Annotated in this window: 18 protein-coding genes and 1 pseudogene; 11 read left to right on the top strand and 8 right to left on the bottom strand. The window is 72.6% G+C overall.

Annotated elements, in window-relative coordinates; genetic code table 11:
- Nucleotides 1–68 precede the first annotated feature (68 nt).
- The 5 genes from ABTY62_RS45840 to ABTY62_RS45820 all read left to right on the top strand — a co-directional run bounded on the left by ABTY62_RS45840 (nucleotide 69) and on the right by ABTY62_RS45820 (nucleotide 4331).
- Nucleotides 69–872, top strand: a complete 804-nt coding sequence (locus ABTY62_RS45840) for a DUF2127 domain-containing protein (protein ID WP_352135339.1) — start codon at nucleotides 69–71, stop codon at nucleotides 870–872.
- A 148-nt stretch (nucleotides 873–1020) separates the two neighbouring features.
- Entirely contained in the window at nucleotides 1021–1959 is a 939-nt protein-coding gene (gene opcA, locus ABTY62_RS45835; RefSeq protein WP_352135338.1) for a glucose-6-phosphate dehydrogenase assembly protein OpcA, read from the top strand.
- A 154-nt stretch (nucleotides 1960–2113) separates the two neighbouring features.
- A complete protein-coding gene (locus tag ABTY62_RS45830) occupies nucleotides 2114–3211 on the top strand; it encodes an LLM class flavin-dependent oxidoreductase (RefSeq protein WP_352135337.1) in 1098 nt (365 codons plus the stop codon).
- A complete protein-coding gene (locus tag ABTY62_RS45825) occupies nucleotides 3208–3882 on the top strand; it encodes an FMN reductase (protein WP_352135336.1) in 675 nt (224 codons plus the stop codon). The genes ABTY62_RS45830 and ABTY62_RS45825 overlap by 4 nt, the downstream gene beginning before the upstream one ends.
- 26 nt (nucleotides 3883–3908) lie before the next feature.
- Nucleotides 3909–4331 carry a tetratricopeptide repeat protein gene (locus ABTY62_RS45820; RefSeq protein ID WP_311723018.1) on the top strand — a complete coding sequence of 141 codons (423 nt, stop codon included), beginning with the start codon at nucleotides 3909–3911 and terminating at the stop codon, nucleotides 4329–4331.
- Nucleotides 4332–4483: 152 nt separating this feature from the next.
- Here ABTY62_RS45820 and ABTY62_RS45815 read toward each other — a convergent pair whose 3' ends face one another.
- Nucleotides 4484–5647, bottom strand: coding sequence for a CapA family protein (locus ABTY62_RS45815; protein ID WP_352135335.1), 1164 nt, complete (start codon nucleotides 5645–5647; stop codon nucleotides 4484–4486).
- 380 nt (nucleotides 5648–6027) lie between these two features.
- On the opposite strand from ABTY62_RS45815, the gene ABTY62_RS45810 reads away from it, so the two are divergent.
- The 5 genes from ABTY62_RS45810 (at nucleotide 6028) to ABTY62_RS45790 (ending at nucleotide 13690) form a co-directional block, all read left to right on the top strand.
- Complete coding sequence (locus tag ABTY62_RS45810) at nucleotides 6028–8568, top strand: ATP-dependent Clp protease ATP-binding subunit (protein ID WP_352135334.1); 2541 nt, start codon at nucleotides 6028–6030, stop codon at nucleotides 8566–8568.
- A 123-nt stretch (nucleotides 8569–8691) separates the two neighbouring features.
- Nucleotides 8692–10320: an AMP-binding protein gene (locus ABTY62_RS45805; protein ID WP_352135333.1), complete on the top strand. Its 1629-nt coding sequence runs from the start codon at nucleotides 8692–8694 to the stop codon at nucleotides 10318–10320.
- Between the two features lie 198 nt (nucleotides 10321–10518).
- Nucleotides 10519–11568 carry a LacI family DNA-binding transcriptional regulator gene (locus ABTY62_RS45800; RefSeq protein ID WP_502997654.1) on the top strand — a complete coding sequence of 350 codons (1050 nt, stop codon included), beginning with the start codon at nucleotides 10519–10521 and terminating at the stop codon, nucleotides 11566–11568.
- A gap of 163 nt (nucleotides 11569–11731) precedes the next feature.
- Nucleotides 11732–12400, top strand: a complete 669-nt coding sequence (locus tag ABTY62_RS45795; RefSeq protein ID WP_352135331.1) for a ThuA domain-containing protein — start codon at nucleotides 11732–11734, stop codon at nucleotides 12398–12400.
- 60 nt (nucleotides 12401–12460) lie between these two features.
- Nucleotides 12461–13690: an alginate lyase family protein gene (locus tag ABTY62_RS45790; protein WP_352135330.1), complete on the top strand. Its 1230-nt coding sequence runs from the start codon at nucleotides 12461–12463 to the stop codon at nucleotides 13688–13690.
- A gap of 215 nt (nucleotides 13691–13905) precedes the next feature.
- Here ABTY62_RS45790 and ABTY62_RS45785 read toward each other — a convergent pair whose 3' ends face one another.
- From ABTY62_RS45785 to ABTY62_RS45765, 5 genes are all read right to left on the bottom strand, one after another.
- Nucleotides 13906–16425, bottom strand: a complete 2520-nt coding sequence (locus ABTY62_RS45785; RefSeq protein ID WP_352135329.1) for an ATP-binding SpoIIE family protein phosphatase — start codon at nucleotides 16423–16425, stop codon at nucleotides 13906–13908.
- Between the two features lie 94 nt (nucleotides 16426–16519).
- Nucleotides 16520–17335: an ATP-grasp domain-containing protein gene (locus ABTY62_RS45780; RefSeq protein WP_352135328.1), complete on the bottom strand. Its 816-nt coding sequence runs from the start codon at nucleotides 17333–17335 to the stop codon at nucleotides 16520–16522.
- Nucleotides 17332–18234, bottom strand: coding sequence for an ATP-grasp domain-containing protein (locus ABTY62_RS45775; protein ID WP_352135327.1), 903 nt, complete (start codon nucleotides 18232–18234; stop codon nucleotides 17332–17334). The genes ABTY62_RS45780 and ABTY62_RS45775 overlap by 4 nt, the downstream gene beginning before the upstream one ends.
- Nucleotides 18235–18348: 114 nt before the next feature.
- Nucleotides 18349–19203, bottom strand: a complete 855-nt coding sequence (locus ABTY62_RS45770; RefSeq protein WP_311723009.1) for an ABC transporter permease — start codon at nucleotides 19201–19203, stop codon at nucleotides 18349–18351.
- A gap of 208 nt (nucleotides 19204–19411) precedes the next feature.
- Nucleotides 19412–22123: a CocE/NonD family hydrolase gene (locus tag ABTY62_RS45765; protein WP_352135326.1), complete on the bottom strand. Its 2712-nt coding sequence runs from the start codon at nucleotides 22121–22123 to the stop codon at nucleotides 19412–19414.
- Between the two features lie 241 nt (nucleotides 22124–22364).
- Here ABTY62_RS45765 and ABTY62_RS45760 point away from each other — a divergent pair, with 241 nt between their 5' ends.
- Nucleotides 22365–22649: a hypothetical protein gene (locus ABTY62_RS45760; RefSeq protein ID WP_385349995.1), complete on the top strand. Its 285-nt coding sequence runs from the start codon at nucleotides 22365–22367 to the stop codon at nucleotides 22647–22649.
- A gap of 57 nt (nucleotides 22650–22706) precedes the next feature.
- Here the strand turns inward: ABTY62_RS45760 and ABTY62_RS45755 are convergent, their stop codons facing one another.
- Nucleotides 22707–23846 carry a class I SAM-dependent methyltransferase gene (locus ABTY62_RS45755; protein WP_352135325.1) on the bottom strand — a complete coding sequence of 380 codons (1140 nt, stop codon included), beginning with the start codon at nucleotides 23844–23846 and terminating at the stop codon, nucleotides 22707–22709.
- Nucleotides 23843–24081, bottom strand: a pseudogene (locus ABTY62_RS45750) (glycosyltransferase); the annotation flags it as partial. The gene ABTY62_RS45755 and the pseudogene ABTY62_RS45750, both read right to left, overlap by 4 nt.

Here is a 24081-nt window from a genome sequence, read left to right as displayed (position 1 = left end):
GCCGCCGGAGCGCCTACCATCGCGCACATGTCCGACACGCCGGCCATCACTGGAACGGAGCGCTGAGCGTGAAGATCGACTGGAATCGGCGTACCTGCGCCCGTCGCGGCCATGTCACCTACTCACCCGCGGAGGACGAGCTGCGCGAGCGGCTGCACGCCGCGACCGCCCTGGGCGACGCCTGGCGCTGTCTGCGCTGCGGCGACTTCGCCCTCGGCGCGCCCCACGGCTCCGGGCCCGCGGCCGACGCCCCGCTGGTGCTGCGCGGAAAGGCCCTGCGGGACCTGATCGTGATGCGCTTCATCGCCGCCGAGCGGTTTCTGCGCGGTCTCTTCGTGCTGCTGGCGGCCGTCGCGGTCTACCGGTTCAGCAACAGCCGGGCCGCGGTGCGCCGGCTCTTCCAGGAGAACCTCACCGTCTTCCGGCCGGTGGCCCGCCACTTCCACTACGACCTCGACCACTCGCCGGTGGTCGACACCATCCGCAAGACCTTCGAGTACCGGCACTCCACCCTCGTGATCGTGGCGGCCGCGCTGGCCGCCTACGCGGCCATCGAGCTCGTCGAGGGCGTGGGGCTGTGGCTGCTCAAGCGGTGGGCCGAGTATCTGGCGGTGGTGGCCACCGCCGCGTTTCTGCCGCTGGAGATCTACGAGCTGACCGGGAAGGTCAGCTGGCTGAAGATCGCCACCTTGGTGATCAACATCCTCGCGGTGCTCTACATCCTGCTCTCCAAGCGCCTCTTCGGGCTGCGCGGCGGCCGGGCGGCGTTCGAGGCGGAGCGGCACAGCGCCTCGCTGCTGGAGGTGGAGGCCGCGGCCGGGACGGCCACCCTCGGCGGCGGGCAGCACGGCGGGCACGGCGGGCGGCCATAGCGCCGAAGGCACCGGACAGCCGGCGCCGATCAGCCACGGCCTCGACTGTTCGGTATTGATCATTCGCCCCGGCCCGGCGGGGGAGTGACGATACGCTCGGGCCGCGGACGAACCGCTCGAACGAGAACGGCAGGAGCTGGCGCCGGCCATGAACACCGACCTGACCAACACCACATCGAGCAAGATCAACGCGGCCCTGGTGCGGGCCCGCAGGGCGATCGGCAGTCCGGCGGTCGGCATGGTGCTGACGCTGGTCATCGTCACCGACGAGGCCAACCACTACGACGCCCTCAAGGCCGCCGCCGACGCCTCGCAGGAGCACCCCTCCCGGATCCTTGTGGTGATCAAGCGGCCCGGCCGCTCCCCGCGCGAGCGCGGCCAGTCCCGGCTGGACGCCGAGGTGCGCGTCGGCGGCGCCGACGGCAGCGGCGAGACCGTACTGCTGCGGCTGCGCGGCGAGCTCGCCCAGCACGCCGAGTCGGTGGTGCTGCCGCTGCTGCTGCCGGACGCCCCGGTCGTGGTCTGGTGGCCGGTCGACGCCCCCGACCATCCGGTCAGGGATCCGCTGGGCGCGCTGGCGCAGCGGCGGATCACCGACACGTACGCCGTCGAGCGCCCGCTGCGGGAGCTTGCGGCCCGCGCCGCCTCGTACGCCCCCGGCGACACCGACCTGGCCTGGACCCGGCTCACGCCCTGGCGGTCCATGCTGGCCGCCGCGCTCGACCAGGCGCGGGCCTCCGTGACCTCGGCGGTGGTGGAGAGCGAGGCGGACAACCCGAGCGCGGAGCTGCTGGCCCGCTGGTTCGCGGACCGGCTGAAGGTGCCCGTCGAGCAGGTCGTCACGGACGGCCCGGTGGTCACCGCGGTCCGGCTGCGCACCGCCGCCGGAGAGATCCACATCGACCGGCCGGAGGGCCCGGTGGCCACGCTGTCCATCCCGGGGCAGCCCACCCGCACCCTCGCGCTGAAGGTGCGCAGCACCGCCGAGCTGATCGCCGAGGAACTGCGCCGGCTCGACCCCGACGAGGCGTACGCCGCCGCCCTCCGCGCCACGATTCCGTCCGCCGGGCCCGTCCGGCTCGGCTGACCCGCTCACCTGCCACGACGGCCGATCCGAACCGACGCCCTTCCTCTGCTCGCGCCCTGTTCACGGGACCACCGCGGGCGGGGGAATAGTGGCGACAGCTGCCACGTTCCGGGGATATAGTTGAACCGTAAACATCCTAGGAGGGGTGAGACCGGTGCAGTTCGGTATCTTCACGGTCGGCGATGTCACGATGGACCCGACCACGGGCCGGGAGCCGACCGAGCACGAGCGGATCAAGGCGATGGTCACCATCGCGCAGAAGGTCGAAGAGGTCGGTCTCGACGTCTTCGCGACCGGTGAGCACCATAACCGACCGTTCGTCCCCTCGTCGCCGACCACCATGCTGGGCTGGATAGCGGCCCGTACCGAGCGGCTGATCCTGTCCACCTCCACCACGCTGATCACCACCAACGACCCGGTGAAGATCGCCGAGGACTACGCGATGCTCCAGCACCTGGCCGACGGCCGGGTGGACCTGATGATGGGCCGCGGCAACACCGGCCCGGTCTACCCCTGGTTCGGGCAGGACATCCGCCAGGGCATCCCGCTCGCGATCGAGAACTACGCGCTGCTGCGCAAGCTGTGGCGCGAGGACGTCGTCGACTGGGAGGGGAAGTTCCGCACCCCGCTTCAGGGCTTCACCTCCACGCCGCGGCCGCTGGACGGTGTGCCGCCGTTCGTCTGGCACGGCTCCATCCGTTCGCCGGAGATCGCCGAGCAGGCCGCGTACTACGGCGACGGCTTCTTCGCGAACAACATCTTCTGGCCCAAGAACCACTTCCAGAAGCTGGTGAACCTCTACCGGGAGCGGTACGCGCACTACGGGCACGGCACGCCGGAGCAGGCCATCGTCGGCCTCGGCGGGCAGGTGTTCATGCGCCGCAACTCGCAGGACGCGGTGCGTGAGTTCCGTCCGTACTTCGACAACGCGCCCGTTTACGGCCACGGCCCCTCCCTGGAGGAGTTCACGGCCGAGACCCCGCTGACCGTCGGCAGCCCCCAGGAGGTCATCGAAAAGACGCTGACCTTCCGGGACACCTTCGGTGACTACCAGCGCCAGCTGTTCCTCGTCGACCACGCGGGCCTGCCGCTGAAGACGGTGCTGGAACAGCTCGACCTGCTCGGCGAGGTCGTGGAGGTGCTGCGCAAGGAGTTCGCCCAGAACCGCCCGGCCGATGTGCCGGACGCCCCCACCCACGCGTCGCTGGTGGCCCAGCGCGACGCCAAGGCCCTCGAGGAGGTGGCCCGATGAGTACGGTCATGCGACACATTCCGCAGCAGCACGGTGCCCCGCGGCCGGTGAGGCTCGCCGTGGTCTCGGCCGGGCTGAGCGTGCCCTCGTCCACCCGGCTGCTGGCCGACCGGCTGGCGGAGGCCACCCGGCGGCTGCTGGCGGAGGGCGGGCACGAGGTCGAGGTGCAGGTGATCGAGTTGCGCGACCTGGCCGGCGACATCGCGAACAACCTGGTCACCGGCTTCCCGTCGGCCGCCCTGGAGGAGGCCGTGGAGAAGGTCACCGGCGCGGACGGGCTGATCGCCGTCACCCCGGTCTTCTCCGCCTCCTACAGCGGGCTGTTCAAGTCGTTCTTCGATGTGATCGACAACACGGCCCTGACCGGCAAGCCGGTGCTCGCCGGCGCGACCGGCGGCACCGCGCGGCACTCGCTCGCGCTGGAGCACGCGCTGCGGCCGCTGTTCGCCTATCTGCGGGCGATCGTGGTGCCCACGGCCGTGTACGCCGCGTCCGAGGACTGGGGCGGCTCCGGTGACCCCCTCACCGACACCCTGCCCACCCGCATCGACCGGGCGGCGGGCGAGCTGGCGGAGCTGATCGGCGGCCGCCGGGGCGCCGTCGCCCCCGAGCCCGAGATCGAAGCCGTGGTGCCGTTCGAGCAGCAGCTCGCGGCCCTGCGGCCCGAATGACCCCTCACCTCAGGGAGGAGCCTGACATGATCGACAACTTCAACAGCTTCCGGCCCGACGGTGAGCCCACCGCCGACCGCTGGGTCACCGCGCTGAGCCTGTTCGACGACAAGGAGCGGGAGGAGACCACGGCGGACCGCTGGGAGCGGGCCGGGCTGTACTTCGAGGCGAAGCAGTACACGGAGGCCGCCCAGCTCCTCGTCCAGGTCGTCGAGGAGGCCCCCGAGCAGACCGCCCCCCGGCTGCTGCTGGCCCGCGCCTACTACCACTCGGCGCAGCTGGGCCGGGCCGAGGAGCAGCTGCGCGAGGTGATCGCGCGCGACCCGGTCGAGCACTACGCCCATCTGATGCTGGGCCGCACGCTCCAGCGGCAGGGGCGTGCCGAGGAGGCGGAGCCATGGCTGCGCATGGCCGCGGCCTTCTCCGGTCACGCCCCCGCGGCGGAGTGACGGGCCGGCCGTACTGACCGGCCGGGCCCGGCGGGCCGTATCCGGTGGGCCGTATCCGGTGGGCCGTATCCGGTGGGCCGTATCCGGCGGGCCGGGACGGAAGGGCGGGGTGGACGGGCGGCACCGATGGGCCGGGCTGACGCTGCCGGGCGTCAGCGGCCCATCGTGAGCCCGTCCCGCCCGGCTCCCCGGCTGAGGACGGCCCGGCGGATGGTGTCCAGGGCGGTGGTGTCGACGCCGGCGCCGTTCGTCTGCGCACGGGGGAGGTTCACCACCCGGATCGGGTCGTTGGCCACGGCGTGGGGGATGAACTCCGCCTTCTTCACGGTCCACGGCTTGTCCGTGGTGGCGGGCGGGGCGAAGGTGAAGCGGGCGGCCGAGCCCATCTGGCCGCGCGGGTCGTTCATGACGCCCGCCACCTGGTCGCCCATGCCGTAGACCACCCAGGTGCCGTTCACCTTCTCGTACGCCTGGGGGATATGGGCGTGGGTGCCGAGGATGAGATCGATGTCGCGGCGCCCGTGGTCGGCCGAGGCGGTGAGCTTTTTGGCGACCGAGAGCTGGAGCTGGTCCGGCGCCTCCTGCCACTCGGTGCCCCAGTGCAGGCTCACCACGACCACATCGGCCCCGGCCCGGCGCGCGGCGCGGGCGTCCTCGACGATCTGCGCCGGGTCGATGAGGTTGACCAGCCACGCCTGTCCCTTGGGTACGGGGATGCCGTTGGTGCCGTAGCTGTAGGCGAGATGGGCGACCGTGGCGTCGCCGGCCTTCAGCAGGGTCGGCATGCGCTGCTCGTCGGCGGAGCGGGCCGATCCGGCGTGGCGGAGCCCGGCCCGGTCCATCGCGTCGAGTGTGCGGGTCACCCCTTCCGCACCCGCGTCCAGCGTGTGGTTGGAGGCGGTGGAGCAGGAGTCGTAGCCGAGCTCCTTGGCCGCCTCGGCGACCTCCGGCGGGCTCTTGAACGTCGGGTAGCCGGTGAACGGCCCGCCCGCGGCGCCGTAGACCGTCTCCATGTGGCAGATCGCCAGGTCGGCCTGGGAGGCCACGGACTTGGCCCCGGCGAGCATGGGCCCGAAGTTGTAGCCGTTGCCGCCCGCGTCCGCGCGCGCCTGGCGGATCACCGAGTCATGGATCAGCAGGTCGCCGGTGGCCGCCAGGGTGAACCCTTGGGTGGGCCCGGGTTTCGCCGCGGCCGCGGTCCTCGAGGACTTCTCCCCCGGATCGGGGGTGGCGGGTATGCCTGCGGTGCACGCGGTCGCCGCACCGAACAGCGCGGAGACCACGAGCGCGATCCTTTGGCGGGTCTGGAGAGACAAAGGGGTTCACCTCACGCTCACATGGGCCAAATAGGTGGATAGTCGTATTTATGTGCGTGAGGGGGCCGCTCTTGGCTGGGCCGCGCCGTACTTCACCGGAACGGCCGACGAAACGCACCCGATAGATCCGGGCCACTGCGCCGTCCGGCCCAGCGCCCCGGCGTGTCGCCGGACGCGGGGCCGGGCCGGGGCGAGCGGGGTGCGCGAGCCGCCGCAATGTCGGATAAAATCACTCAAACAATTAAAATTGACCCAAATGAGCTTCCTCGCGGGTGCTCGTGCCGGGCCGACCGGCTCGCACGCCACCCGAGCACCCGCACGCCACCAGAGCACCGATGACAACGGGGCCCGCGTCCGCCGGGCCACCGGGACGGATGCCTATGAACAGCGGGTACGAGGGACGGGACGAATTCGGCCCGGACCCCCTCGGAGACTTCCTGGCACGCTTTCTCGGCGTCGGACCGGCCGGGCAGCGACCCGGCTCCCGGCACGTCGACTTCGGCCGCCTGATGAGCGAGCCCGCACGGCAGCTCGTCTCCTCCGCGGCCTCGTACGCCGCCGACCGCGGATCCACCGACCTCGACACCGAGCACCTGCTCCGCGCTGCGCTCACGGCCGAGCCGACCCGCACCATGGTCGCCCGGGCCGGGGCGGACCCCGAGAGCCTGGTCGCCGAGATCGACCGGCAGACGGGGGAGGGGGCGCCGCGCGGCTCGGTCGCGGTCACGCCCGCCGTCAAGCGCGCGCTGCTCGACGCCCACGACATCGCCCGGTCCGCGGGCGCCTCGTACATCGGCCCCGAGCACGTCCTGATCGCCCTCGCCGCCAACCGTGACTCCACGGCCGGGCAGCTGCTGCACGCGGCCCGGTTCGAACCGCGCCCCGGCCCGCCGGGCGGGCTCGCGGCGGCCCCCGGCACCGCCGAACAGCGCCCGGGCCCCGGGCGGCGGGAGACCCCCAACCTCGACAAGTTCGGCCGCGACCTGACCGAGATGGCCCGCGAGGGGCGGATCGACCCGGTGATCGGGCGCGACGAGGAGATCGAGCAGACCATCGAGGTGCTCGCCCGGCGCGGCAAGAACAACCCCGTCCTCATCGGCGAGGCCGGCGTGGGCAAGACCGCCGTCGTCGAGGGGCTGGCCCAGCGCATCGCCGAGGCCGACGTCCCCGACATCCTCCTCGGCCGCCGCGTCCTACAGCTCGACTTCGCGGGCGTCGTGGCCGGGACCCGCTACCGCGGCGACTTCGAGGAGCGGCTCACCGGCATCATCGACGAGATCCGCGCCCACTCCGAGGAACTGATCGTCTTCATCGACGAGCTGCACACCGTCGTGGGCACCGGCGGCTCCGAGGGCGGCCCGATGGACGCGAGCAACATCCTCAAGCCCGCCCTGGCCCGCGGCGAACTGCACGTCATCGGCGCCAGCACCCTCCAGGAATACCGCCGCAACATCGAGAAGGACGCGGCCCTCGCACGCCGCTTCCAGCCCATCATGGTGCCCGAGCCCGCCCCCGCCGACGCCCTGGAGATCCTCCGCGGCCTGCGCGACCGCTACGAGGCCCACCACCAGGTCCGCTACACCGACGAGGCGCTGCTCGCCGCCGTCGAACTCTCCGACCGCTATCTCACCGACCGCTTCCTGCCCGACAAGGCCATCGACCTGATGGACCAGGCCGGCGCCCGCGTACGGCTGCGCTCCAGCACCCGGGGCACCGACGTCCGCGCGCTGGAACGCGAGGTCGAGCAGCTCACCCGGGACAAGGACCAGGCCGTCGCCGCCGAGCAGTACGAGCGGGCCACCGCCCTGCGCGACCGGGTCAACGACCTGAACCGGCGCATCGAGGAGGGGTCCGGCAAACTGCACCCTCCCGGCCGGGTCTCCGAGGTCACCGTCGAGGACATCGCCGACATCGTCTCCCGGCAGACCGGCATCCCCGTCAGCAGCCTCACCCAGGAGGAGCGGGACCGCCTGCTCGGCCTCGAGGAACACCTGCACAAGCGGGTCATCGGCCAGGAGGAGGCCGTCGCCGCCGTCGCCGACGCCGTACTGCGCTCCCGCGCGGGCCTCGCCGACCCCAGCCGTCCCATCGGCAGCTTCCTGTTCCTCGGCCCCACCGGCGTCGGCAAGACCGAGCTGGCCCGCGCCCTGGCCGAGGCGCTGTTCGGCAGCGAGGACCGCATGGTCCGCCTGGACATGAGCGAATACCAGGAGAAACACACCGTCAGCCGGCTGATCGGCGCCCCGCCCGGATACGTCGGCCACGAGGAGGCCGGACAGCTCACCGAGGCGGTGCGCCGCCAGCCGTACTCGCTGCTGCTCCTGGACGAGATCGAAAAGGGCCACCCCGACGTCTTCAACATCCTCCTCCAGGTCCTCGAGGACGGACGGCTCACCGACGCCCAGGGCCGCACCATCGACTTCAAGAACACCGTCATCGTCATGACCAGCAACCTCGGCTCCGAAGAGATCACCGGGCGTGGCGCGGTCCTGGGCTTCGGCGGCGGCGCGGAGGCCGACGAGGAGGCCCGCCGGGATCGCGTGCTGCGCCCGCTGCGCGAGCACTTCCGGCCGGAATTCCTCAACCGCATCGACGAGATCGTCATCTTCCGGCGGCTCGCCGACGAACAGCTGCGGCAGATCACCGATGTGCTCCTGGAGGAGACCCGGCGCCGGCTGCGCGCCCAGGACGTCCCCGTCGACTTCACCCCAGCCGCCGTCGACTGGCTGGCCCACCAGGGCTACCAGCCCGAGTACGGGGCCCGGCCGCTGCGCCGCACCATCCAGCGGGAGGTCGACAACCCGCTGTCCCGGATGCTGCTCAACGGCAAACTGTCGCCGCACAGCCATGTGGAAGTCGATGTCGAGGACGGGAAGCTGACCTTCAGAAAGGAGGGGAACCCCACCGCCGCGGTCGGCTGACAAAGGTCTTGCGGACACGGGGTGACCAGCTCGCGAGCGGGCGCGATAGCGTGTCCAAGCCAACGGGGACAGCACCGGCCCCTGGATTTGGATTCCGCTCGCCTGCACGCACGAGGAGCCCACTTGACCAGCCCGGAACAGCGCATGGCCGACCTGCTCAAGACCTTTGGAGATCCGGGGGCGTCCACCGCCCAGCTGCTGTGCGACCGGCACTCGGCCGACGCCGTCGCCTTCACGGTGGTCGGGGCCGACCTCAGCGGGCACGACATGACCTACGGCGAACTCCGCGACGCCTCCGCGCGGATGGCCGGCGCCCTCACGGCCCTCGGGGTGGGCCCCGGCGACCGGGTCGCCACGCTGATGGGCAAGTCCACCGAACTCCTCGTCGTGACGCTCGCGATATGGCGGATCGGGGCCGTCCAGGTGCCCCTGTTCACGGCGTTCGCGCCCCCGGCCATCGCGCTGCGGATCACCGGCAACGGCACCAAGGTCGTGATCACGGACGCCGGGCAGCGCCCCAAGCTGGCCGCCGGCCCCGACCTCCCCGCCGACCAGCCGTGGCGGATCGTCACCACCGGGCCCACCGAGGAGGGCGACCTGTCGTTCGCCGAACTGCTCCAGGGACACGCCCCGCTGGAGGAGCCGGCCGCCCTCGGCGGGGACGCGACCATCGTGGAGCTGTTCACCTCCGGCACCTCCGGCCCGCCCAAGGCGGTGCCGATCCCGCTGCGTGCCGTCGCGGGCTTCGCCATGTACCAGGAGTTCGGCCTCGACCACCGGCCCACCGACGTGTTCTGGAACGCCGCCGACCCGGGCTGGGCCTACGGGCTGTACTACGCGATCATCGGCCCGCTCGCCCTCGGGCAGCGGAGCCTGCTGCTGGGCGGCCTGTTCTCCGCCGAATCGACATGGCAGGTGCTGTCCCGCTTCGGCGTCACCAACTTCACCGCGGGCCCCACCGTCTACCGCAAGCTGCGCACCACCCCCGCCCCCGACGGGGTGCGGCTGCGGTGCGCCTCCGCGGCCGGCGAGCCGCTCCCGGCCGACGTGATCACCTGGGCGGAGCAGGCCCTCGGCATCCCGGTGCGCGACCACTACGGCTCCACCGAACTGGGCATGGCCATCGCCAACGGCTGGCACCCCGCGCTGCACGCCGAGCTCAAGCCCGGCTCCATGGGCCGGCCTCTGCCCGGCTGGAGCGTGACCGTTCTGCGCGAGGACACCAACTCCGCCGTCGCCGAGACCGGCCGCCCCGGCCGGGTGGCCGTGGACATCGCCAAGAGCCCGCTGATGTGGTTCGAGGGCTACCGCGACGCCCCGGAGCGCACCGCCGAGAAGTTCAGCCCCGACGGACACTGGTTCTACACCGGCGACACCGCCTCGCGGGACGATGAAGGCCACCTGTACTTCTCCGGGCGCAGCGACGACGTGATCCTGATGGCCGGATACCGCATCGGCCCGTTCGAGGTGGAGAGCGTGCTGCTGGAGCACGAGGCGGTGGCGGAGGCGGCCGCGGTCGGTGTGCCCCACCCGGAACACGGCGAGATCATGGAGGCCTTCGTGGTGCTGCGCGCGGGCACCGAGGGCGATGACACCCTCGCCGCCGAGCTCCAGCAGCTGGTCAAGGACCGGCTCGCCAAGCACGCCTACCCCCGCAGTGTGCGCTTCGTCGCCGAGCTGCCCAAGACGTCGAGCGGGAAGACCCAGCGCTTCCTGCTGCGCCCGCGGCAGGTCAGCTCCCGCGCTCGCTGAGAGACAGGTCCGGGGCGGCCCGGCTCGGCTATCGTGAGCGGTTACGCGACGGCGGGGGTACCTCCCAGCGGCAGCTGGGGGAAGCCGAGCCGAAGGCGCGCGAGGGGAAAGGCCTACGTGAACGAGGCAGCAGAGGCGACCGGCGCGGGCACACCGGGCAAGGCGGGCAGGCGGACGGAGAACACCACGGGCAAGGACGTGTCCACGGTCAGGGACGTCGCCCGGCGCGCCGGGGTCTCCGCGTCCACCGTCTCGCGTGTCATGGGCGGCACCTATCCGGTGGCCACGGCCACCCGGGCCAAGGTGCTCAAGGCGATGCGCGAACTGGACTACGTGGTCAACGCGCATGCCCGCGCGCTCGGCGGGTCCACCAACAAGACGGTGGCCTTCGTCGTGGACGATGTGACCGGCCCCTTCTACGCGCACATCGCGCGCGGTGTGGAGGAGCAGGCGTCCGCCGAGGGGCGGCTGTGCATGCTGTGCACCACCCACGGCGATCCGCAGCGCGTCCTCGCCGTGGTGGAGATGATGCGCGAGCAGCGGGCCGACGCGGTGATCGTGGTGGGTGGCGCCTGGGAGGACAAGGCCTACCAGGACCGGATGGCCCACTTCGCGCACGCCCTGGACCGGGTGGGGTCGCGACTGGCGCTGGTCGGCAGGCCACCGCTGGGCGAAGGCGTGCCCGCCACCGTCGTGGACTACGACAACGAGGCCGGCGCCTTCGCGATGACCACCCACCTGCTCAGCGCCGGACACCGGCGCATCGCCTATCTGGCCCGGGTCCCGGGGCTGTCCACGAGCACCCAGCGGATCAGCGGCTTCACCCGGGCCCATGAGCTGATGGGGCTGAGCCCCGACCCCGCCCTGATCCTGGACGGAAACTTCACCCGCGCCCACGGCTATCGTGCCGCCCGGGAGCTGCTGGCCTCAGGGGCCGACTTCAGCGCGGTGTTCGCCGGGACGGACATGGTGGCGGCGGGGGCGCTCCAGGCGCTGCGCGAGGGTGGCGTACGGGTGCCCGAGGACGTCTCGGTGGCGGGCTACGACGACATTCCGGTGGCGATCGACGTCTTCCCCGCGCTGACCACCGTGCATGTGCCGCACGAGGAGCTGGGCCGCACCGCGGTGCGGCTGGCCCTGCACCGCGACGAGCTCCCCGAGAGCCAGCACCAGGTGCTCGGCACCCATATCGTCATCCGGTCCTCGACCAAGAGCCCGGGCCGGCCCCAGAGCCGGGAAACCAGCTAGAAAACGGTCTCTGCCAAGCGCTCCCGAACCCCGGGAGCCGCGGCGGAGACCGTCGAAAATTTTCGCGTCTGGTAGCGGTGGAAGACGGCACGGCGAGGGACGCCCATGATGGGCACCGGTTTCCTTGAACCCCCACCCGCACGCCTTCCGGGAGCGACCCACCATGACGCCGAGCCGGCCGAGGTTCCTCGTCTACACCCGCACCACCGCCTATCGGCACGACTCCATACCCGAGGGCGTCCGCGCCTTCCGCGAGCTCGGCGCCGAGCACGGCTTCGAGATCGAGGCGACGGAGGATCCGCGGGCCCTCGAAGGCGACCTCGACCGCTTCGCGGCCGTGGTGTTCCTCTCCACCAGCGGCGATGTCCTCACTCCCGAGGGGCGGACGGCGCTGCGTACGTACTGCGGGACGGGCGGCGGGTTCATGGGGGTGCACGCCGCCGCGTGCACCGAGTACGGCTGGCCGTACTACGGCGAGCTGCTCGGCGCCCGCTTCGCCCGCCACCCCGCACTCCAGCCGGGCGTGCTCACGGTCGAGGACCGGGACCATCCGGCGACCGGCCATCTGGGCGCCACCTGGTCGTTCACCGACGAGTGGTACGACTTCCGGGCCAGCCCGCGCGGTGCGGTGCGGGTGCTGGCCTCCGCCGACGAGACCTCGTACGAGGGCGGGGGGATGGGGGACGACCATCCACTCGTCTGGTGCCATGAACACGGCGGCGCGCGGGTCTTCTACACCGCGCTCGGACACGCCCCCGAGGCGTATGACGACCCCGCCTTCCGCGCCCATCTCCTCGGCGGGCTCCGCCATGTGGCCCGGTCGCAGCCCTGACCACATCCCGCACCGCCCCCCCCACACACACAATCCCCCCACGATGGGAGTGACTTCTCGATGAGCCGCGAGAACACACACAAGCTCAGCCGCCGCGGAGTGCTGAAGGCCGCCGGAGGGCTCGCCCTCGCCGGCGCCGCCGGCGGCATCACCTCCGCCGTCACCGCGGGCTCCGCGGGCGCCGCCCCGGCCACCTTCACCCACCCGGGCATGCTGCACGCCTACGGCGAACTCAACCGGGCCAAGGTGCGGGTGGCCGCCGGGAACGACCCCTGGCTGGCCGGCTGGAACCGGCTGATCGCCAACTCGCACGCCCAGTCCGGCTGGAAGGCCAACCCGCAGGCCACCATCGTCCGCGGCGGCACCGGCGAGAACTACGGCATCCTCTACAACGACATCCACGCCGCCTACCAGAACGCCCTGCGCTGGAAGATCGCCGGGACCACCGCCCACGGCGACACCGCCCGGGACATCCTCAACGCCTGGTCCGCCACGCTCACCACGGTCACCGGAAACGCCGACCGGTTCCTGGCCGCCGGAATCTACGGCTACCAGTTCGCCAACGCCGGCGAGCTGATGCGCGGCTACTCCGGCTTCGACCTCGACCGGTTCAAGCGGATGATGCTCAACATCTTCTACCCGCTGAACAACCAGTTCCTCACCGGTCACAACGATGCCTGCATCACCAACTACTGGGCCAACTGGGACCTGTGCAACATGAACTCGATCCTGGCCATCGGCATCCTGTGCGATGACGGGGCCAAGTACGACCAGGCCGTGAACTACTTCAAGAACGGCGCGGGCAACGGCTCGATCAAGCACGCCGTGCCCTTCGTCTACGACGACCAGGGCCTCGCCCAGTGGCAGGAGTCCGGCCGGGACCAGGGTCACACCATGATGGGCATGGGCCAGATGGGCGCCTTCTGCGAGATGGCCTGGTCTCAGGGAGAGGACCTGTACGGCTACGACAACAACCGCTTCATGAAGGCCGCCCAGTACGTCGCCAAGTACAACCTCGGCCAGGACGTCCCCTTCACCACCTACACCTGGGGCACCGGCCAGAACTGCGCCCAGCAGTCCCAGACCGTGATCTCCTCCGCGAGCCGCGCCCAGACCCGGCCGGTGTGGGACATCCTGCACTACCACTACGCCAGGCGCCGGGGCCTGTCCGTCCCGCACATCACGGCCATGGCGGAGAAGGGCCGCCCCGAGGGCGGCGGTGGAGACTACGGCTCCACCAGCGGCGGCTTCGACCAACTGGGCTTCGGCACCCTGCTGTACGCCAAGTAGGGCACACCCGCCGCGCGGGGCGCGCTGCCCCCGTGAGGTGGTACGAAGGTCTTCGTCCGACGCCGGTCATCCCGAGGCTCCGCAGTTGTTGCAACTCCAACCGCCGCTCGGCCCCTGGATGACCGGCGCTCCGCACTGACTGCAGTTCACAGCGGTCCCCCTCCTCATCCTCTACACAAGAAGACGCCGTATCTCTGTCCAAGGCTGCCCGGAATTCAGGCGGAGATCGAAACGGCGGCGTCCGGGCGGCCCACGGGGAGGCTCTGCTCGGCCCAGATCACCTTGCCGTGCGCGGTCTGGCGGGTGCCCCAGCGCTGGGTGAGCTGGGCGACGAGCAGCAGTCCGCGACCGCCCTCGTCGAAGCTGCGCGCCCGGCGCATATGCGGAGCGGTGCTGCTGGCGTCGGAGACCTCGCAGATCAGCCCGGTGTCATGGATCAGCCGCAGCTGGATGGGGCTGCTGGCGTGCCGGATGGCGTTGGTGACCAGCTCGCTCACCACCAACTCGGTGGTGAAGACGGCCTCCTCCATCCCCCAGGCCATCAGCTGCCGCGAGGCCCACCGGCGCGCCTCGGCGACGGTCGCCGGGGTGGCCGGCACATCCCGGATGGCGACGCACCCGGCATCCAGGGTGCGGGTCCGGGCGACCAGCAGGGCGATGTCGTCACCGCCCCGCTCCGGGGTGAGCGCGTCCAGCACGGACTGGCACACCCGCTCGGGCGACTCGGCCCGCCCGGCCAGCGCCCGGCACAGCAGCGCCAGACCCTCGTCGGGGTCGCTGGCGGCGGACCGCAGCAGACCGTCGGTGTACAGGACGAGCGTGCTGTCCTCGGGCAGCTCCAGATCGACGGTCTCGAACGGCAGGCCCCCCACGCCCAGCGGCGGCCCCGGAGGCACCCTCGGCAGCGTGACCGCGCCGCCGGGGGTGACCACGACGGGCGCGGGGTGGCCGGCGCTGGCGAAGGAGGCCGTGCGGGTGATCGGGTCGTAGACCCCGTACAGACAGGTCGCGCCCAGCTCCCCGGCGGTGCCCTTCCCCTCCCCGGCGGTGTGGGCCTCCTCCTCGTCCAGCCGGATGACCAGATCGTCCAGGTGGGTGAGCAGCTCGTCCGGGGGCAGGCCGATGTCGGCGAGCGTACGCACCGCGGTCCGCAGCCGCCCCATCGTCGCCACCGCGTGCACCCCATGACCCACCACGTCGCCCACCACCAGACCGATCCGGGCGCCGGAGAGCCTGATGACATCGAACCAGTCGCCCCCGAGCCCGGCCGCGGTGCCCGCCGGCAGATAGCGGGAGGCGATCGAGGCGGCCGCCTGCCGCATCCCGTGCCGCGGCAGCATGCTGCGCTGGATGGCCAGCGACACGGCGCGCTCCCGCGTATACCTGCGGGCGTTGTCCACACACACCGCGGCCCGTGCCGTGATCTCCTCGGCGAGGAGCAGATCGTCGTCGTCGAAGGGCTCCCGCGTCCGGTGGCGGTAGAACATGGCGACCCCGAGCGTCGTGCCCCGGGCGCTCATCGGCACCGCCATCACCGAGTGCATCCCGTACCGGCGCACCGCCTCGGCACGGCGGGGCACCTCATCGGTCCAGCGTCGGAACTCCGGGTCCCGGACGGTGTGGCGCACACCGCGGCCGGTGGTCAGGGCCTGGGCCGGAGGCGAGTACTCCGGCCAGGAATCCGCGCCCCCGGCCTCCAGCGACGCCTCCGGGCAGCCCGGCAGCACGGACTGCTGCGCGATCCGGCGGAAGTCCACGGCGCGGCTCGCCGGGCCCACGGCCGGCTCCTGCCCGTGGTAGATTGAATCCAGCAGATCGACCGTGACGAAGTCGGCGAACCGGCCGACGGCCACGTCCGCCAGCTCCTGCGCCGTCCGGGTCACGTCCAAGGTGGTGCCGATCCGGACGCTGGCCTCGTTGACGATGGTCAGCCGGCGGCGGGCCCAGTGCTGCTCGGTGTCGTCGAAGACCAGCGCGGACATGCCCCGCACCCGGCCGGCCGCGTCCTTGATCGGGATCAGATAGCAGGCCCGGGCGCGCTTGCCGGGCACGCCGGACATGCCCCGGCCGTACGACTCGTGCCGCACGCCCTCTCCGGTGCGCAGCACCTGCTCCTGGAGGCGGTCGAGCTCCTGGAAGACGGGGCGCGGGTCCATCTCGCGCAGCCGCAGCCCGCGCATCTCCTCCAGCCTCCGCCCGGTGATGCGGGTCATGGCCGCATTGGCGTCCACCAGGCGCACCCGCGTGTCGTAGATGGCCACGGGCACCGGCATCTGGTCCAGCGTCCAGTCCGACAGCAGCCGCGCCTCCTCGGACTGCCCGGCCTCCCCGGGCTCCTCGGACCGCCCGGACTCCATGGCGGCCGCCGCCTCCGGGCCCGCCGCCACCAGCCAGTGGGTCACGCCCCCGACGTCGGTCAGCAGATGTGCCTGCACCGCCAGCTCCACGCGGTGCCCGTCCCGGTGCCTGGTCCCGATCCGGCCGCTCCAGCCGTCGCCCGGCCGCGCGTGCAGATGGCTCCGGGCCCCCGCGGGAAGATCCCCGGCGAGCAGATCCCCAACCGGATGCCCCAGCATCTCGCCGGGCTGGTACCCGAGCACCCGCACCGCGTCGGGCCCCCACGCCGTGATGAATCCGCGGGTGTCGACCTCGATCGCCGCGGAGAGCGGTCCGGCACCGGTGTGCCCGAGCCCTGCGGTCCCGCCCCGGCGCGTCGGAATGTCGTTCTTGCGCATCGGCGTCTCTCTCGCTGGGCCATGCTCCGTGCCCGGGCTCCGCGGCACGGACGCCACGGCTCCTCAACTGAATGATCCCCGGGCCCGGGCCCGCTCAATCGACCCCCGTCCCGGCGGTGCGCACCGCCAGCTCGGCCAGCGCCTCCGGGGCCCCGGCCTGGCCGCGCACCCCCGGGAAGGCGTTGATGTCCACGATCAGCGGCTTCCCGCCGCCCGCGTCGATCACATCCACGCCGTACACCCGCAGCCCGAAGACCGACCCCACCTCCAGCGCCAGCCGCGCCCAGCCCGCCGGCAAGTCCCCGGGGCCGAGCGACAGCGCCGGGCCGCGGTCGGGATCCGCCAGTTCCGACCGGCGGACGGCCGCGAACAGCCGGTCCGCGATCACCCACAGCTTGTGGTCCCAGCCGCTGTTCTCGGTGAACCGCTGCACCACCACCGGCTCATCCGGCCAGACGGCGCGCAGGGCCCGCAGCCCGGCGGCATCGTCGACCCGGGCCACCAGATCGTGCCGCCTGCTGTGCCGGCTCTTGATCACCACCGGATACGCGAGCTCCTCGGCGGAGAGCCGGGCGAGGGCGGACACCGTCCGGGTGCGCGCGAACGGCAGCCCCGCCCGGAGCGCCAGCGCGGCCATCGCCGTACGGTCCTGGCACAGCTCGGTCGCCCCCGCCGCGTTCAGCACCGGAGCGCCACGCTGCTCCAGGTAGCGGGCCAGACCGAGGGCGCGCGGCGTCCGCGCCTTGAGCAGATAGACGTCGGCGAGCGCGCCGAAGGAGCCCGGATCGTCCGGCACGCCGTCCCAGGCGCCCGGATCCACCGCCTCCACCCGATGCCGGGGCGTCAGCAGCGCGGTCGCGGCGGCCAGCAGCGGATGCCCCGGCTCCGGGGTGATCAGACCGATCCTCATCGGCCCTCGACGGCGCTCGCGGGAACCTGTTCCGCCACCCGCGCCCGCGCCGGGGCGGGCACCACGGCCGCCGCCCCCGCCCCGCCCGCGCCCCGGCGGGCCAGCTCCAGCACGGCCCGCCCCACCCGTGCCGCCGCGTCCGGCACCTGACGGAAGCTCGGAAAGTCGTTCACATCGACGATCACCGGGCCGTCCGGACCCAGCAGCACATCCACCCCGTACAGGTCCAGGCCGAAGGCCGCCCCGGCCTCGGCGACGATCCGGGCCACCTCGGCGGACAGCGGCACCCGCCGCTCGCGCACCGGCCCGTCGGGGTGCAGCGGCGAACTCCGCTCGGTCGCGTACAGCTCGCCGTCCACGCAGTACACCTTGAGGTCGACCCCGGAGTTGGCCACATACGGTTGGGCGATCAGCATCCCTTCCCCCGCCAGCTCCGCCCGCAGTCCGGCCAGCCGCTCGGGGGAGGAGACCAGCCGCACCGCCCGCCCGGAGCTCCCGTCGGCGGGCTTGACCACCAGCGGGAACTCCGCCGCGGGAATCTCGGTCAGCGACTCCGGCCGGGCGGCGGCGTAGGTCAGGGGCATCGGCAGCCCCCGGGCGCGACCGATCGCCGCCGCCAGCACCTTGTCCCGCACCCCGCGGATCGACCGCGCGTCATTGACCGTGGTCAGCCCCACAGCCGCCGCGGCCTCCAGCAGCGTCAGGCCCGGCCCCCCGGAGACCGTCTTGAGCACCCAGGCGTCGTGGCTGCCCGCCCCGACCGTCTCCGATACGCTCACCAAGGAGCTCCCGGGCCACAGCACATCCACCCGGTGTCCCCAGGCGGTGAGCTGCCGGATCACCTCCAACGGCATGCCGTCGTAGCGGTAGTGCTCCTCCACCAGAAAGCAGAGCCTCATCGACCATCCCTGTCACGCTGTGGGACGTTCGCCGACCGATCCGGCGCGCCACAACGTCTCAGCATGTCATGACGGCCCGGCAGACTCGCGGGCGGGAACCGAACGGCCGTCCGCTCAGGAGACGATGTCCTTGCGGTTGAACCCGCGGAAGGCCAGCGCGATCAGCACCAGCGCGTAGGCGACGGAGACCGCCACACCCTCCACCATGCCGCTCCACTCCGCCTGCGGCTGTAGCGCGTCGAGCCAGGCGAACTGCCAGTGGGCGGGCAGGAAGTCACGCCAGGATCCGAGCGCCGTGACCGCGTCCAGCACATTGCCCACGATGGTCAGCCCGACCGCTCCGCCGACCGCGCCCAGCGGGGCGTCGGTGACCGTGGAGAGCCAGAACGCCAGTGCCGCGGTGACCAGTTGGGACAGGAAGATGTACGCGACCACCACGCCGAGCCGGCCCAGCGCCTCGCCCGTGGGCAGCGACCCGCCGGTGGGCAGCCGCAGCGGGTCCCAGCCGTACGCCACCGTCCCCACCACCAGTGCCACCAGCGGCAGCAGGACGATCGCGGCCGCGCTGAACCCGAGCGCCACCGCGAGCTTGCTCAGCAGCAGCCGCGTCCTGGGCACGGGCGCGGCCAGCAGATAGCGCAGCGAGGACCAGTTGGCCTCGGCCGCGACGGTGTCCCCGCAGAACAGCGCCACCGGCACCACCAGCAGAAACGCCGCCGAGACGAACAGCGCGGTGGCGGCGAAGTTGGCCCCGGAGGCCGTCGCGGTGACCATCAGCGTGGTCCGGTTCTCGCGCCCTTCCGGGGTGCCGCCCAGCGCGAAGGCCGCGACGAGCACGAACGGCAGCGCCGCCAGCACCGTCGCCATCACCAGGGTCCGGCGCCGGCGCAGCTGCCGGACCGCCTCGACCCGCAGCGGCAGGGTCCGGCCCGGGCGGTGTCCGGGCGCCGCCTCCGTCAGCGAGCTCATGCCCCTGCCTCCCGCTCGGTCTCGCCGCGCTTCCCTGCGCGGGCTTCCTTCGTCACTGCTCGCTCCTCCGTCGCTGCGCCCCAAGACACGCGCCCCTTCACCCGCTCAGTCTTGGCGCGCTCCAACGCGCGGGCTTCCCTCGTCACTGCTCGCTCCTTCGTCGCTGCGCGGCTCCTCAGTCCAGCCCGCGCAGCGCCCCAAGACACGCTCATGCGGCCCCTCCTCCGATCAGGGTCAAGAACGCGTCCTCCAGGCGCCGGTTGGGCCCGAAGCTGGTCACCGGGATCTCCAGCCGCACCAGTTCCGTGAGCAGCCGCGCGGGACCGGTACCGTCCAGGCGCACCAGCAGCCCGTCGCCGGTGCGCACCGCCGAGGCGACCCCGGGCAGCGCGCCCACCTTCTCCACCAGGGCGTCGCTCAGCTCGCCCTCGTGGCCCACCAGCAGGCTGTTCCCGGTGCCGGCGATCTCCTCGACCGGGCCCGCCTCGACGAGCCGGCCGCGGTCCATGACGACCAGATGGGTGCAGGACTGCTCGACCTCGGCGAGCAGATGGCTGGAGACGATCACGGTGCGGCCCGCCGCCGCGTACCGGATCATCACCTCGCGCATCTCGCGGATCTGCGGCGGGTCGAGGCCGTTGGTCGGCTCGTCCAGGATCAGCAGATCGGGCAGCCCCAGCATGGCCTGGGCGATGGCCAGCCGCTGCCGCATGCCCTGCGAGTAGGTGCGCACCGCGCGCTCCAGCGCGTCGCCGAGCCCCGCGATCTCCAGCGCCTCGTCCAGATGGGCGTCCTCGGCGGGGCGGCCGGTGGCCTGCCAGTACAGCTCCAGGTTGGCCCGGCCGGTCAGATGCGGCAGGAACCCCGCCCCCTCGACGAAGGCGCCCACGCGTGAGAGCACCGAGGCGCCGGGCCTGATGGCGTGGCCGAACACCCGGATCTCACCGCTGTCGGGGGTGATCAGCCCCATCAGCATGCGCAGGGTGGTGGTCTTGCCCGCGCCGTTGGGCCCGAGCAGCCCCAGGACCTGTCCCTTCTCCACGGTGAAGGAGAGGTCCTGCACCGCGTACCGGTCGACCGACTTCGCGTACCTCTTGCTCAGGCCCGTGATCCGCAGCGGCACCTCGGTCAGCTCGGGGTCGGGCGCCGGCGCGGCGGTGCGCCGCCTGCCGGTGAGCAGCAGGACCAGCGCCACCGCGGCGGCCCCCAGCGGCAGCCCCCACACCCACCAGGGCAGCGGGGCGGCCTGGGTGCGCACCTCGGGCGCGGTGGGGACCGTCAGACCGCCGTCCGCGAGGGCGACGGTGTACGTGGCGGGCTCGGCCGGCGAGGCGTAGCCGAGGTCGGTCGCCGCGAGCACCAGCCGCAGCCGGTGGCCCGGCTCCACCTCGTGGTCGACGGCGGGCAGCCGGAGCTCGACGGTTTTGCCGCGCTCGGCGCCGGTGACCCGCACGGGGGAGACCAGCTGGGAGGGCAGTACCTGCGCCCCGTCCGGCCCCACGTCGTACACCTTCGCGAACAGCACCGCGTCTGGCGCGTCCGCCTTCACCCGCACCTTGACCGAGGGCGAGCCGGTGATCCGCAGCGACCGGCCCAGCGGTGCCGAGTCGAAGCGGGCGTACTGCCCGGGGAAGTCGAGGGAGACCCCGACGCCCAGGGACGAGGCCTGCGAGAGCCCCGCGATGCCCGGCACCGAGGAGACCGCCGACGGCCCGCCACCCGGCGGGTTGGCGAACGACTGCTCGCGGCCGCTCAGCCGCACGGTCCGCCCGTGGCCGGTCAGCCCCGGGTAGCTGTCGCCCGTCGCGCCGCGCAGCCGGGCGGCGCCGTTGGTGGAGTCGAACCCGCCGGTGCGGGTGATCCGGAAGGCGGGGCCGGTGTCCGTGCTCTTGTCGCCCTTGAGATAGCGGTCGAACCACGCCCGGGTGCGGTCGGTGACGCGCGCGGTCTCGGGGTCGCCCCCGTCGTGTCCGCCGGCGATCCAGTCGACGGCGACGGGCGCCCCGTTGGCCTTGATGGCCTTGGCCATCGCGTCCGACTGGCCGAGCGGGAAGAGCGAGTCCGTCTGGCCCTGGAGGATCAGCGTCGGAACCTTGATCCGGTCGGCCACGGCGGACGGGCTGCGTTCCTCCAGCATCCGGCGGGCGGCGGCGTCCGGCTTGCCGGACACCGCGATCCGCTCGTACATCTCGCACAGCCGCTGCTCGAACCGGCCGCAGCCCTGGCCGCGGTCCCGCTCCTGGCCCTCGCGACCCTGGCCCTGGCCTTGGCCCTGGCCTCCGCGCCCCTGGGCGGCGGTGGGGTCCGCCGAACCGGTGGTGAAGAAGATCCCCGTCCAGAGCTTCTTGAACACGCCGTCGGGGAAGAGCGAGTCGGCCAGGTTCCAGTAGGTGATCGCGGGAGCGATGGCGTCGACGCGGCGGTCGTACCCCGCGGCGAGCAGCGAGACGGCCCCGCCGTACGAGGCGCCCGCCACCCCCACCCGGGGGTCGCCCGCGGCGTCGAGCCGCACCTCGGGCCGCTTGGCCAGCCAGTCGACCAGCCGCCGGACATCGGCCACCTCGTGGTCCGGGTCGTTCAGCCCGATCTTCCCCGTGGACGCGCCGAAGCCGCGCGCCGACCAGGTCAGCACCGCGTACCCGTCCCGGGCCAGCTTCTCGGCCTGGGCGCGCACATCGTCCTTGCTGCCCCCGAAGCCATGGGCCAGCAGCACCGCGGGCCTGCGGCCGGAGCCCGAGGTGAAGTACGAGGTGTCGATGCGCGCCCCCGGCATGCGCAGCACCTGGTCCTCGCGGTGGACGGACGGGCGGCCGTCGGAGGCGACGGCCGCCCAGGTGCCCGCGCCCGCGAGCACGGCCACCGCGGCCACCGCCGACACCAGCAGCCGTCTGCCGCGCAGCCGGGTTTTTCGCAGAATCATGTCTGCACCCTAAGCGGGCGGTCTGAGCACGGCAGCTGACACCGGGTGGATTCCGCAACCCTCCCAGGGGAGTATTCCGTCCCCCGGACGTACGACGGGTGCGGTATGGCGAGCGAGGTGGGGAGGCGCGGCGAAAACGGCCTTCCGGACGCCCTCAAACAGCCTGTGGCCAGGGTCTTTTGTCAGTGCCAGGCAGTAGAATGGAGGGGTAAGAACAAGGGTCCCCGACCTCCTTTGGAGGATGCCGATGGCCACTGCCGCCACACCTCTTCCGAACCTGCCGAACTACGCGACCCTCCCGACGAAACGAGTGCCCGCCGGACGTCCGCGCGAGTGGTACGAGAACCACCACCGCCGGCTGAAGGCCATGCGCCTGGCCATCGCCCTGCTCAACTCCGGGGTGTACCGCCCCGAGCAGGCGCCCAACCGCAAGATACGCACCACCGCGGCCCGAATCGGGGTGCACCCGCCCTCCAACACCACCTGCCGCATGGTGCGGTCCCTCATCCGCTACGAGCACCGCTGACCCCGGTCCCCGCCGGGCCGTCTTTCCCGACGGCCCGGCGGGGCCTTCCGGCCCTCGTCAGTCGCGCCGGGCGACCACCCGGTAGGCATTGGACAGATGACGGCGGCCGGCCAGCGGCCTGATCACCAGGTGGTCCAGCGCGGCCGCCGCCAGCAGGGCGGGGACGCCCGCCAGCACGGTCGCCGTGCGCAGCGCCCGGCGGAGCCGGCCCGGCGGGGACGACAGCCACGGCTGCTCCTCACGCGGGGCGACGGCGTTCAGCAGCAGCCACACCGCCCCGAGCAGATCCACCGGGTCGTGCGGCCGGGCGTGCTCCTCGGCGACCACGGTGAAGCCGAGCCCGGTCAGCTCCCGGCGCAGATTGGCCACGGGGACGAAGTGGAGGTGCTGCGGCTGGAGCCAGGGCAGCCACCAGCAGCCCAGCAGCCGGGCGAAGCGGCTCTCCGGGTCGGGCACGTCGATCAGCAGATGCCCGCCCGGGCGCAGCACGCGCCGCGCCGCGCGCAGCTCGCCCCGGGGGTCCGTGCTGTGCTCCAGATAGTGGAACATGCTCACCACGTCGTACCCGTCGGCCAGTTCCGCCACCCGCTCGACGAAGCCGCCGCGGATCCCCCGTGCCACCCGGCCCGCCCGCTCGGCCAGCTCCACCCCCGCACTCAGGTCGAGACCGTCGAAGAGGGTCCCGGGGAAGACCGCGCGGGCCGCCTCGCAGAAGTGGCCGTGTCCGGTGCCGACGTCCAGCCAGTTCTCCGGCGCCTTGGCGAACGGGCGCAGCGACTCGGCGCGCCTGACGTAGGTCTTCCGCCGGCCGGCGAAGAGGCCCGCCATGTCCTTCTCGCCCAGGCCGTCGTAGAAGTCCCGGTAGTAGAACTCCAGGCCCTCGCCGCTCAGCCGCGGGTTCTGGAACACATGGCCGCAGTCCCGGCACCGGTCCAGCCCGAAGCCGCCAGGCTTGTGCTGGAAGAGGTCCGCGGTGCGCAGCCGCTCCTCCAGCCGGTCCGAGCCGCACCACGGGCAGTCGGTCCGGCGCGGCTCGAAGAGCCGCTCGGTGCCCCGCGCGAGATCGTCCGCATAGCGCGGGCGCAGCGCGGCGACGGCCGCGGCGCGCGCGGCGCCCTTCTTCAGGGCTTGGTTGGCCGGGCCGGGCGCGTCGCTCGCCGGATTGGGCGTGGTGGGTGGTTCGACGCTGCTGCTCATCCCTCCTCCAAGGGGGTTGTCCGGGGTGTTCGCGCAGGTACCGTGCGGATGGCCCGCGCGGCCAGCCGTTCCAAGTGGCCGGCGGCCGCCGCGGCGCCGCCGGCCGCGCGGAAGGATGCCTTGACGCGCTCGGCTGCCGCGCGATGGCCCGGCTCGTGCAAAACCGTGTCCAGCGCCTCGCCGAGTCCGGCGGCCGTCACGCGGCCGAACCGCACTCGCACCCCCGCTCCGGCGG

The organism is Streptomyces sp. NPDC097640 (genome assembly GCF_040302705.1).
GTDB lineage: Bacteria > Actinomycetota > Actinomycetes > Streptomycetales > Streptomycetaceae > Streptomyces.
Note: the sequence above shows the minus strand (reverse complement) of the source record. Positions and strands in the feature narration are given on the sequence as shown.